Annotated in this window: 8 protein-coding genes; 1 reads left to right on the plus strand and 7 read right to left on the minus strand. The window is 37.4% G+C overall.

Annotated elements, in window-relative coordinates; translation table 11 throughout:
* Positions 1-211 precede the first annotated feature (211 nt).
* Positions 212-649 (plus strand): hypothetical protein, encoded by a 438-nt coding sequence (locus VBD025_RS02930; RefSeq protein WP_430789161.1) that lies wholly within the window; start codon positions 212-214, stop codon positions 647-649.
* A gap of 164 nt (positions 650-813) precedes the next feature.
* On the opposite strand, the gene VBD025_RS02935 is transcribed toward VBD025_RS02930, so the two are convergent.
* The 7 genes from VBD025_RS02935 to cdaA all read right to left on the minus strand — a co-directional run bounded on the left by VBD025_RS02935 (position 814) and on the right by cdaA (position 12,712).
* Positions 814-2,763, minus strand: coding sequence for a DEAD/DEAH box helicase (locus VBD025_RS02935; RefSeq protein WP_430789163.1), 1,950 nt, complete (start codon positions 2,761-2,763; stop codon positions 814-816).
* Positions 2,764-3,332: 569 nt separating this feature from the next.
* Entirely contained in the window at positions 3,333-3,668 is a 336-nt protein-coding gene (locus VBD025_RS02940) for a hypothetical protein (protein ID WP_430789165.1), read from the minus strand.
* A 789-nt stretch (positions 3,669-4,457) separates the two neighbouring features.
* Positions 4,458-6,260, minus strand: a complete 1,803-nt coding sequence (glmS, locus tag VBD025_RS02945) for a glutamine--fructose-6-phosphate transaminase (isomerizing) (protein WP_430789167.1) — start codon at positions 6,258-6,260, stop codon at positions 4,458-4,460.
* A 497-nt stretch (positions 6,261-6,757) separates the two neighbouring features.
* Positions 6,758-8,545: a S9 family peptidase gene (locus tag VBD025_RS02950; RefSeq protein WP_430789169.1), complete on the minus strand. Its 1,788-nt coding sequence runs from the start codon at positions 8,543-8,545 to the stop codon at positions 6,758-6,760.
* Positions 8,546-9,255: 710 nt separating this feature from the next.
* On the minus strand, positions 9,256-10,599 hold the full coding sequence (glmM, locus tag VBD025_RS02955) for a phosphoglucosamine mutase (RefSeq protein WP_430789171.1): 1,344 nt from the start codon (positions 10,597-10,599) through the stop codon (positions 9,256-9,258).
* A gap of 60 nt (positions 10,600-10,659) precedes the next feature.
* On the minus strand, positions 10,660-11,895 hold the full coding sequence (locus VBD025_RS02960) for a CdaR family protein (RefSeq protein WP_430789173.1): 1,236 nt from the start codon (positions 11,893-11,895) through the stop codon (positions 10,660-10,662).
* Positions 11,888-12,712: a diadenylate cyclase CdaA gene (gene cdaA, locus VBD025_RS02965; RefSeq protein ID WP_430791240.1), complete on the minus strand. Its 825-nt coding sequence runs from the start codon at positions 12,710-12,712 to the stop codon at positions 11,888-11,890. The genes VBD025_RS02960 and cdaA overlap by 8 nt, the downstream gene beginning before the upstream one ends.
* Positions 12,713-12,911 lie beyond the last annotated feature (199 nt).

The following is a 12,911-nucleotide window of genomic DNA, read 5'->3' on the forward strand; positions in this document are numbered from 1 at the left end:
TTATATGTATTTTCTCATAATTACCCGCATTATTCACCATTTTTTCAATTGCGTTATAATCAATGTTCCTCTAAGAAAAATAAATTACATCACATACATTTTTCCCTTATATATTTTAACCTTTTAATTTATTGGAATAATTATCCACAGGTTATTAATAAAGTGAGGAGGCTATAATAGTAGTACAATTACGTTAAAAGGATCGAACCATATGAAATCATTAGAAACTAATGCTCTTGAATGGATTTGCTTACTATATGATCACAATTTAATAAACGATAAAGAGAAGGTAATGGACTTCTCCCAATATTATAAGTTAGAGGGGTTTGCTGATGAACCAGAAGTTTATATTCAACCAACTGATGAAGGACTGGAACTTGAATATGAGGCAACACAATGGGATGGATATATGCCATCTCCATTACCAGGTGTATATAAAAAACATTCATTATCATGGGAGAAATTACAATCAATAAGTAAAGAGAAACAGCAAGAGATGATTCTTGAATTACTTATGAAGACGATTACCTCCAGAAAGAGGCAATATCGAAAGTGCCAATTCTGCGAGAAAAAGGTTGCAGTAGAACACCGCTTCGATAGCAACACTTGCCATTCTTGTGCCAGTGAGCATTTTGGCGTGGTATATTAATAAACGCAAAAATCTTCCGACTTTGATTGGGAAGATTCTTTGCATTTTTAAAATCAATATTGTAATGGTACGCTATCCGATCCCTTAATCAACATTCTTTCTCACCCAAACCTCAATCATTTTTACGTCAAAGTATTAATTCATTGGAGAAACCTAATTTGTCTTTATGCTACATATATATCAGGTTCTTCTAACTTTAAGATTTCATTATCTATACATTTCCTATAATGGAGTTTATTATAGTTAAAGTACACTTTAAAGAAGCCTTCTCGATTCCAAAGTCTACCTACATATTCTTTCTTTTTTTGACCTCCTAATTCGTTATCGTAAATATATTGGGCAACATTTGTAATATCATATTTATCTCTATCATCAAACTTTAAAAATGGAGGTTCGACACGATTTAAAGCAAAGTATCTTATGATATCCCTTAGATCCTCAAATATATAGCTCGGAACCGTTTCTAAATCATTTAAAAATTCATTAATAGTGCTTTGATTTAATAAATCAAAATCCTCTTCTTCTAAATACTTGACGCTTTTTAGTTCATCCGATTCAAAACTACGAGGTAATAATTTCATTAAAGTTTGATATGCTTTTTGCGTGTCTTCATAAACCAGTACCTCACAATTTCTTTGTGCTACTTCCTCATTTTCTGAAGGAACTGATAATGAAAATGAATAAAAGCCTACTGGAACTGTTTTAATAAAATCCATCTTTTCCAATTCATTAGTGTCAACAGAATCATCAGTGATTTTAATGAATTCTTCTATTTTCTTTAGTGGGATAAGCCTTGGTTTTTTTACACTACTATTAGTAGATTCATTCCAAACACCTAAACCTTCGTATAATTTTTTCGGATTAACCCATGCAATCTTATTTCGCCAACTATCTTCAAAACTTACAATATAGGCTTTTTTAGTTCCACCTGCCTTGGCCCCTCTTAAAGCTCTGCCTGTCATTTGAGTAGCCAATATATCTGATGTGGTTGGTCTTGTTAGGAAAACTGTTTGAATATCTGGTATGTCTGTTCCTTCTGTGAGTATATTAACATTTATCAGTACATCGTATTCATTATTCCGATAGTTTTCTATAACTTCTCTGTTTTGCTTGGATAATCCACTATCATCTACAATATCTAAATCATTACTAACAACATATTCAGATTTTATCCCCTTATCATTAAATAGTTTGTTCAACTCAATCGCATGGATTTTATTAACTGCAAAAACAAGTAATTTTCCATAATCACTTTTGTTATCAATATACTCCTGAATAATTCTGTTATTTCTAACCTTGTTTTGTGCTATGTGTCTTGCAATGTCTTTAGGAATACTATCTAACGCTTCAATATTTTTAATTTCTTCTTCACTTAATTCAACTCCCATATTTACATAGGTCTTCAATTCTTTAAAAATCGGCTCTGAGAGGATTCCTCTACTGATTAAAGTTTTTAATCCTACCTGGTATACAATGTCATCTTTAAAGATCCTTTTCAATAATCCCTTTTCCTCTATTGCGGTTCTAAAAGGAGTTGCTGTTAAACCTAACGTTCTGAATTTATTAGTGTTTTTATCAATTACCTCTATTATCTTTCTGTAAGTTTTTGCTGTCGCATGATGGGCTTCATCTATAACAAGAAATACGTCTTCATGGTAATTCAACCAATTTGTCACCAAATGATCTAAATTTCTCCATAAGCTATCTTTACTCGCAATAATAAAATCATCTGCTTTCTTTATATTCGCAGGTTTATCATGTTTACCAGATATTATTCTGTAATTAAACTCCTTTCTTTTATTAATCAAATTTGAGGAAGAATTCTTTTTCACCGCTGATAAGGCTTGTTCTAACAATTCATGCCTATGAGCAATCCAAAGAACCTTCTTTTTTTCATTTATAATATTTCTAAGTATCCACTGTACAGCAGTTAGCGTTTTCCCCCCACCTGTTGGTAACACTAATAACCCAGAAAACCTCTTAATTTTATCATCTGATATCGTCTTATCTAATGCTTGCAACGCTTCCTTTTGGTGTAAATAAAGTTCTCTCGAATTTCTATCCGTATTCACCTTAATTTTCCCTGCGTACTTATTTCTATCCAAATTTTCCATTTCCTTTTCCTCCGCTTCTGTAATTTTTTACGTTTTTCTGTTCTCAGATTTAATTGTTTTATACCAATATAGGTAATTTAGAAAACACAAAAAGACTGATTTACTTAGCATTACATACATACAGAAAAGTTTCCTATTCGATATTTGCTTTAAGGCACACTTTCTCCTTAAAATCGAACAACGAAAATATTAATCTGCAAAAAATGTAAATCTAAGTAAAACAGCCTTATATTCGCTATATAGTAAAAAAAATATTAAAAACAAAAAGTAAAAAATTTCAAAAGGGTATTAAAAAAGTGTACTTGTAATATATAACAAATATTGACTATTGTCAACAAAATTTTTCACTTTTCTAATTTGGCTTTATTTTTGATTAGATAAACACTGATTTCTAATTTCCTCCTCCCTCCCTTCTACCTTGTCCCTCCAATTGATTTTGTAATAATAATAATAATGTTCCAGAGTAAAGGTAAGGTTTAAGATAAAGCAAACTATTTTTGGGATTCTCTCACGTTTTCACCCATGCTTTTTTCTCCTTCTATACTCGCTCTTTTCACCCGCTTTTTCTATTACTTGTTGATATTGTCCTTATCAGGTTCGATCGTTGGAGATAAATAAAATTCAATTTTTCCACTTGCCACCTTATCTAAATGCCACCACCATTCAGTTAATGGTTCCTCTGATAAAGAGAAGTCGAAATTCTTACCAATATGTTCAGTCATCTGTTTTGCATTTTCTATCAGTTTCAGATCGTAGCTTATCAACTTATTTTTTTGGTTAATTGTTAGCTCATGAATCATATTTTCTATACTACTTCTTCTACGCAACATTTCAATCAATACGGTTGGGCTTGCATCAAAAGCATCCACACAATCCCCATATAAATCTATACCTTCATTTGTCATACTTTGATCACCACTTATTATTTGGTAAATTTTGATAAACTAATCTTATCATAGATGGAATCTGTTCAGAACAAACAACTTTCAACCTTATAAAGTTATTTTCTGGATCATCATCTTGTTTTATTTACCTTAAACCTTTATCCTTATTCCTTTTCTCTACTATGTGCCTTTGTTTCTTAGTTTTACAAAACCACCCCATCCCCCACAATCCCTTACCCCACTTACTCTCACACCCTTTTTCCACCCTTCCAATCTGAAACTATGTTTTACAAAGAAAACCGCAATTTCTTACAGAAATCAGGTGAAATTCACGCATTTACTGATCCGAAATTGTAACTAAGTTTTACAGAATAGGGTTAAGGATTGAGGAGAAAGGAAAGGGATTTTTCATGCCTTTTCTCATGCTTTTTAACACCGTTTTCTTCCTACCAACCTTTATCCTCACACCTTATCTCTCTTACTCCCGCTTGCTTTTTCAGGCATTTTCTCACGCCTTCTTCAAACAAAAAAGAACCGAGATGGCGTACCGTTGGTACGCTCCCGATTCTGATTCAGGTTACATAAAATGCTGTCATCTGCTTCTCCTTCATTGCAAAACTCTGTTAAAGATTGTAAGAGTGAGTTACAGATTGTAAAAAAGAGTTTAAGGGAGACAACAACTTACTACTTTTCAAAGTACTTTGTTAAAGTAATGAACAAACTTCATAAAAAGACAAAAGCCAGTAATAGCATGAATGGGCTATTACTGGCTTTTGAGATCTTATTTATTTCTAGTTTGTTTACAATTACCTATTCCACCGTTACGCTTTTTGCCAAATTCCTTGGCTTATCAACGTCACAATCACGATGCAAGGCAGCGTAATAAGCTAATAGCTGTAATGGAACTACCGATGCAAGTGGAGTTAATAGTTCATGAACTTTTGGTAAGACAAATGCATCATCGTCTTGTTCAAGTCCACGCATACTTACTACCAATGCATTAGCGCCACGTGAAACTACTTCCTGCACGTTGCTGCGGATTGGATAATTTACATCCTCTTGTGTTGCAAGTGCAATCACTGGAGTACCTTCTTCAATTAAAGCGATTGTGCCGTGCTTTAATTCTCCACCAGCAAATCCTTCAGCTTGAATATAGGAAATTTCTTTAAGTTTCAATGACCCTTCTAGACAAACATAATAATCAACGCTACGTCCGATGAAGAATGCGTTACGTGTTGTTTCCAAATAATTTGTTGCAAGATCTTCAAATGTTTCCTTTTGGTCTGTCAGAACTTCCATTGCATTTGCAGCAATGGCCAGCTCTTGCATTGGATCAAAGTCGAGCGCAATTCCTTTTGCTCTAGCTGAATCAACCGCCAATATTGCAAGAACAGCGATTTGTGCTGTGTATGCTTTCGTTGATGCAACAGCAATCTCTGGTCCAGCATAAAGGTTTAATGTGTAATCTGCTTCACGAGAAAGGGTGGATCCTGGCACGTTTGTAATCGTAAGTGCTTTATATCCCTTTTCTTTAATTCTTACTAATACCGATCTGCTGTCAGCTGTTTCTCCACTTTGTGAAATGAACACAAATAATGGTTTTTCTGATAGTAACGGCATGTTATAGGAAAATTCACTTGCCACGTGAACTTCGACTGGAATGTTTGCTAATTTTTCAATGAAATGCTTTCCAACTAATCCTGCATGATAACTTGTTCCACATGCAATGATGTAGATACGGTCGCATTCTTTCATTGCTTCGCGTACATCGTTATCAAGCTTCAATTCGTTGTTTTCATCCTGATATTCTTTAATGATGCGACGCATAACAAATGGCTGCTCATCGATTTCTTTCAGCATGAAGTGTGGGTACGTACCTTTTTCGGTATCACTTACATCAATCTGTGCTTTGAAAGGTTTACGCGTTACACCCGTACCATCAAGTTTTTGGATTTCAACGAAGTTGCGATTAACCAGAACTACTTCTTTGTCATGGATTTCAAGATACTGGTCTGTTTCTTTAAGGGTAGCCATTGCGTCACTTGCGACAACGTTAAATCCATCGCCTAAGCCAATCAATAATGGGCTTTTATTTTTTGCAACAAAGATGGTGTCTTCGTTTTCACGATCGATCAGTCCAAGTGCATAAGAACCCTTTAACAGGCTTACTGTTTCACGAAACGCTTTAGCCGTATCTTCATATTCTGCAAAAAGCTTCTCAACTAAGTGAACAATTACCTCTGTATCTGTCTCACTTACGAAATCAACATCTTGAAGATGGCTCTTCTTTAAGTCTTTATAATTCTCGATAACGCCATTATGGACGATTGTAAAGCGACCCGTTGTGCTTTGGTGTGGATGCGCATTTTCAACACTTGGCACCCCATGAGTTGCCCACCGTGTGTGGCCAATTCCCATTGTGGCATGTGTTGATGTATCTACACGATCCCGTAGTGCTGCAATTCGTCCTTTAACTTTAAAAAGATTCATTCCATCATCATTCAGCATAGCAATTCCAGCGGAGTCATACCCGCGATATTCTAATTTTTCCAGTCCATTTAATAAGATTTCTTTTGTATCGTTCTGTCCAATATAACCTACTATTCCACACATAATTGTGTATCCTCCTCGTACGGAAGGGGCAGCAACGACCTCTATATGTTAATTGGGGCGCTGTACTGCCCCTTTCTCGTGTTTTATTAATGGTTCGTTTCATCTCACTCTATCCATTTGGGCAGCAAGTCACCTTGCTGGTTTATGAATAAAGCATAACGATTGAGATGTGCAATCGGGAGGTATCCGCCGAAAAGATCGATAACCCTCCTCCTCGTCAACTATTCATTGTGAGCCGTCTCTGTGAATAGTTCAGGCGCTTTTGACACTATATAACTTCGAATGCTCCTTTCTATTTTTGACTAAAGGTACTACTAAGTACACTATGTTATATAATAACCGATATCGAATTGTTTGGTCAATTATTATTTGCGATTATTATTATAAGTGTATGTTCGTTCAAAATAAAACGTTCAATCATTGGGTTAATTAGATGATAGCAGTTTGAAATAAAGAAAGCAGGCATACCATGTAATTGGTTAACCTGCTTTCTTGTACTACTTATGTTTATCTAAGAAATCAATCATCCTTGTGTAAGTGGTGATTTCATTTTCTTTTTTCTGAAAGCCGTGACCTTCATCTTCCAGCACCATATACTCCACGTCTCGTCCCTTTTCACGAAGCTTAGCAACAATCTGATCAGACTCTGCCTTCACAACTCGTGGATCCTTTGCCCCCTGAATAACTAGCATAGGCTTTGTCATGGAATCCAGATAGGTGACTGGAGAATCGCGGGTAAAACGTTCCTTGTCACGTTCAGGATCTCCTATCCAGCGATCCATGATCGGCTTCCAATGCGGTGGCACAGAACTGACAAACGTGAACAAGTCAGATGGTCCGAAAATATCGACACACGCTTTAAAGTATTCAGGATGACGTCCATGCAGTAATAGCGTCATATAACCGCCATAGCTGCCGCCAACAAGGAATAGTTTATCTCGATCGGTAATACCTTTTTCAAACAACCATTCGATTCCGGCTACACAATCAAGCCTTGGACCTTCTCCCCAATCCTGTTCAACCATCTTTACGAATTCTGCTCCATATCCAGTGCTGCCTCGGAAATTAGGGGCAAATACATTGTAACCACGATTCAAGAAACATTGGAACATAGATCTGAATGTCTTTCTTTCTGCTGCTTGCGGACCACCGTGCGGCCAGAAAATAGTATGACCATTAGCACGATCTGGATGCGCGTTAAACAGTAATGCTTCTATTTCCATGCCGTCAAAAGATTCATATGATACGACTTCCGGCTCAATCATTTCTTCCTGTTCAATACCTAATACAGTGTTGTTCGTTAATCTATTCCAGCTCAAGCCATCTTTAGATTGATAGATATTTGGCGGGACCGTAGCGCTGATACCTAATACGAAAAGGGAGCCTGATTTTGTAACATTCAACTGATTTATCACATCAATCGGCATTGTTAGCCTTTCTGTATTTTCGTTTTCCAAGTCCAAACGATATAATTCATCTTTTACACCGTTTTCCAGAAGGACATAGAGTGCATGCTGATCTTTATTATACTTTAACGTTTTGACACTCATCTGATCAAAATTGTAAACAGCAGAAAATTGTTTTGTCTGCAGATCAAATTTTGCTACATAGCTGTACTCACTCTCGTAATCAGTCGCGAAGTATATCGTATGATCGTCAGCAAATATCGGGTCAAATGTAACATGAATCTTTTCAGGATCTGGAGTAAGGCTATATTCCTCCCCATCAGTTTTCACAAAACCTGCTACATATGTATTTGCAAAGGACTGGAGGTATACAAATCCCGCTTCGCTCTTCGATACAGCAGCAAGTTCAGTTAGCCCATCTTTCCCCGTATGGATTAGCTGATCAGTTTCATCATCTAAATTACGCACGTGTGTATTTAAAAACGAGTCATTTCCTTTAGATGTCATGTAGTACGCACGTTTTCCATCTTCACTTAAATGGGAAAGAAAAAACTTTTCATCTTCCTCTCCCGTGATAAGAGGCTGCGGCAGTCCTCCTTCTCCAGGCAATGCATAGATTTTCTGATTCTCATCACCATCCTGGTCAAAACCTGACAGGACAAAGCGATTAGCAGGATCAATTTGAATAAAGCTGCTTAACTGCTCCTGGTGCGCAAAAAGATACGGAAAGGTATCCGGTAAGTCCATCGCCCACAAATTCATCTTACCATTTAGATTCGCATTAAAAATAAGGCGATTCTCATCCTCACTTACAGCAAAATTAGTAATGGCGTACACACGAAAAAATTGCTCCACACCTGGTTTCGGAAAATTTATCATCTTCATCCCCCTAAAATATATTTTTCTATGATGTTTTACATACGCTGAAGTTAATTAGTAGTATATCTTATATTCTACTTATGCGGAAGGTAAAATATGAATATTTCATGGAGGCTTGTATTTAATGAAAACCCGACTGTAAATTCCCGTCCGTACTGTATTTCGGCTGTGGTGGACTGTATTTGGCCTGATCTGGATTGTATTTCCTCCGCTTCGGCTTGTATTTAATGAAAGCCCGACTGTAAATTCCCGCTCGGACGGTATTTCGGCTGCGGTGGACTGTATTTGGCCTGATCTGGATTGTATTTCCTCCGCTTCGGCTTGTATTTAATGAAAGCCCGACTGTAAATTCCCGCTCGGACGGTATTTCGGCTGCGGTGGACTGTATTTGGCCTGATCTGGATTGTATTTCCTCCGCTTCGGCTTGTATTTAATGAAAACCCGACTGTAAATTCCCGCTCGGACGGTATTTCAGCTGCGGTGGACTGTATTTGGCCTGATCTGGATTGTATTTCCTCCGCTTCGGCTTGTATTTAATGAAAACCCGACTGTAAGCTCCCGCCCGGACTGTATTTCGGCTGTGGTGGACTGTATTTGGCCTTATCTGGCATGTATTCTCCCCGCTTCGGCTGGTAGTGAACGAACTTCCAGCCAACACAAACCCCAAACTAAAAAAACTGCCCTCACAAAGAGAGCAGTTCCCATATCTATTACTTCATTCCTAATAAATCATCAATTACAGCAACTACGCGGTCTGCGTAACGTTCACAGTCCTCTTTGGTTGGTGCTTCGACCATTACACGAACAAGTGGCTCAGTGCCTGATGGACGAACTAGTACACGTCCTTGACCATTCATTTCCTTCTCAACCTCATCAATTGAATCTAGAATTTTAGGATTGGTTAAGGCGCTTTTTTTATCTGTAACTCGAACGTTTTTCAGTACCTGTGGGAAAACTTCCATCTCAGAAGCTAATTCTGATAAAGGTTTGCCTGTTTCTTTTAAGACGTTTACGAGTTGTAATGCTGTTAATAATCCATCACCCGTTGTGATGTAATCAAGGAAGATAATGTGGCCGGATTGTTCTCCACCAAGGTTGTATCCGCCTTTACGCATTTCTTCCATGACATAACGATCTCCGACTGCCGTTTTATCACTGCGCATACCATTCTCTTCTAATGCTTTATAGAATCCAAGGTTACTCATAACCGTTGATACAACCGTATTATGACGCAATACGCCTTTTCCGTTCATATATTTACCACAGATATACATGATTTGGTCACCGTCGACTAGGTTTCCTTTTTCATCAACTGCAAGTACGCGATCTCCGTCTCCATCAAAAGCAAGTCCAATATCCGCACCTTTTTCTGCTACAAATGCCTGAAGCGTTTCCGGGTGTGTAGAGCCGACACCCTCATTTATGTTCAGCCCGTCTGGAGAGCTGCCAATTGTAAAAATATCAGCTTCCAGATCTGCAAACAAGTGAGATGCAAGACTTGAAGTTGAACCATGTGCACAGTCTAATGCAATTTGCATTCCTTCGAATTCATTATCAACAGTTCCTTTTAAGAAAGAAATATATTTTTGACCGCCTTCAAAGTAATCACTAACTTGTCCTACTTCATCCCCAACAGGACGAATGATCTGGTCTTCTCCGTCAATCAATTGTTCAATTTCCTCTTCTTGTGCATCTGTTAATTTAAAACCATCTGGACCGAAAAACTTTATTCCATTGTCCTCAACCGGATTGTGTGAAGCAGAAATCATAACACCAGCCTCGGCTTTAGTTGCTTTTGTTAAATAGGCGACACCGGGTGTAGAAATGACTCCGAGACGCATAACTTCGGCCCCGATTGATAATAGTCCGGCAACTAGTGCACCTTCAAGCATAGGTCCGGAAATTCTAGTATCCCGGCCAATCAATATCTTAGGTTTCTTCGTTTCTTTTGTTAAAACATATCCTCCAAAACGCCCAAGTTTAAATGCTAATTCTGGTGTTAGTTCTGTATTTGCTACTCCCCGGACACCATCTGTACCAAAATATTTACCCATGTATTACATCTCCTTTTAATTCCGTATATCCCGAATTTCATCTATTGTTTATGGAAAGATCTACGTAATTTCAATTGTCACTTCTTTTACCTCTGGTACGACCTGTACATTTTCTGGTCCTTGAATAATTATCGGCACTTGATGTTCGCCTTCTTCAAGACCTTCAACATCAGCTGTTAATTGAATGTCTTCCGCTGTTAAATCGCTTATGTCCTTTTCTGATCCAGCAACTGTTACGCTCATCGTAGCGTCATCAGGTTCAATAAATGATACTTCTTGTCCATCATTTAAATTCTCCACATCTACTGTTATATCTTTAATGGTCCGTTTTCGTTCTAACTCAACCTTAACTTCAATAGTTTCCGTACTAGGAACACGTGCACCATCTGGCAAAGCAAGTTTTGCTTTGATAGTCTGTGACTCTGTAATATCGGATAAATTGATTTCTTCTGTAGAAACCTGTTCGATTGAATCCAGCACATCATTTGTAGCAAACACTTTCAGTTCCTCTACTGTTGAGCTTATAGAGGAAAGTGTATAATCTTCAGGTAATTCGCCTGAAGTTTGGACTTCTACTGGAACGGTTTTGCTGGGATTCAACAATTCTGCTGAAACCACCACTGTCTTCGGTTCGATTATAGAAACGTCCAGCTGGTTACCTTGGCTGTCATAGACGTTGACTGGCACCTCTCGACTATCAATCGATTGTTCCAGATTAGCTACATCCACAAAAACTTTTACAATAGCGATTCGATCAATCATTTCTTTTGAACTTATAATTGTTACTGTTTTTGGCTCAACTTCAGAGGACCCGATTTCATATCCGTCAGGAAGTTTATTCGTATTTATAAAATCAATATTTACACTGAATTCTTCTGATGCCTTTTCTTCAATAACCACATCTATTTCTTTCGGTTCAATATAAACATCTAAATTGTTAGGTACATTAGAAGATTCGAGTTCAATTGTATGTTCCCCTGCGCCTAATCCTTCCAGATCAGCAGTTACTTTAAATCCTTGCTGTCGAACAGCAGGAACCAGAACTCCTTGATTTCCCTGAAGCTGAACAGTTACAGTTTCAGGAACTCCACTAACTACATACTTGTCTTCATTAATTTGAAGGCCAAGTGGATAATTTTCAATCGTTTCAATGTCATCACCATCATTGCCCGGGAGTCTCGACTGGCTTTCAGACTGATTATCATTCACATCCAACGATACAAATACATACAGTAAAACGGCAAACGCTAGTGAGATAATGCGAACAAACCATTTACTTTTAAACCATTTATCCATTCTTCTTCCCCCTCCATTTCCATGACTTAGATGCGTCAGGGGACTTCAGAGACAATGAAAGATTATTTTTCAGTAATTCTCTCAATTTTTCCAATGTTAAATCGCGATGCAATTCTCCATTTTTTGTACAAGATATACTTCCAGTTTCTTCAGAGACAATAATCGTCAGCGCATCGGTAACTTCACTAATTCCCATTGCGGCACGATGTCTCGTTCCAAGTTCCTTGGAAATAAAAGGACTTTCTGACAGCGGCAAATAACAAGCTGCCGCAACAATTTCTTCGCCTCGAATAATAACTGCTCCATCGTGAAGAGGAGTATTCGGTGTGAAAATATTTGTTAATAATTGATGTGTGAGCTTACCGGTAATAGGAATACCTGTTTCTGCATAGTCGCCAATTCCTGTTTCCCTTTCAATCGTGATCAGTGCACCAATGCGACGTTTTGCCATATATCCGCATGAATGTATAAATGCTTCGATCGACTGTTCTAATATTTCTTCTTCTGATTTTGAATTTCTAGAGAATATGTTGCCACGCCCCAGCTGTTCCAAGGCACGTCTCAACTCTGGCTGAAATAAAATAATAATTACTACAAATCCCCATTGAATGGCATAATCCGTTAACCAGTAGATGGTTTGTAAATTAAAGACAACACTAATTATCCATACGAGCAGAATAACTACGATTCCTTTAAGTAACTGAATTGCTTTTGTACCGCGGATAAGCATAATCAGTTTATATAATAAGTACCAGACAAGAGTTATATCTACGCCGATACGCAAGAGGTCTAATAAGTCAAATCCCCCATCAAACATGTTGTTCACACATCCTTCTGTCCATAGGTTCTCATGTTTTCTGTTTATGTAACGTTTATAATTATATCATATTCTACAGTTGTACATATTAGTAATAACGGTGTGATTTTATAACTCTACGATTAAGTTTTACTTATACCGGCATTAGCTCTAAACTTCTATACTTGCTTACATGCCCTAAACGAATCGTCATTATTTT

Origin of the sequence: Virgibacillus flavescens (assembly GCF_050574275.1) — a bacterium.
Classification (GTDB): Bacteria; Bacillota; Bacilli; order Bacillales; family Amphibacillaceae; genus Virgibacillus_F; species Virgibacillus_F flavescens.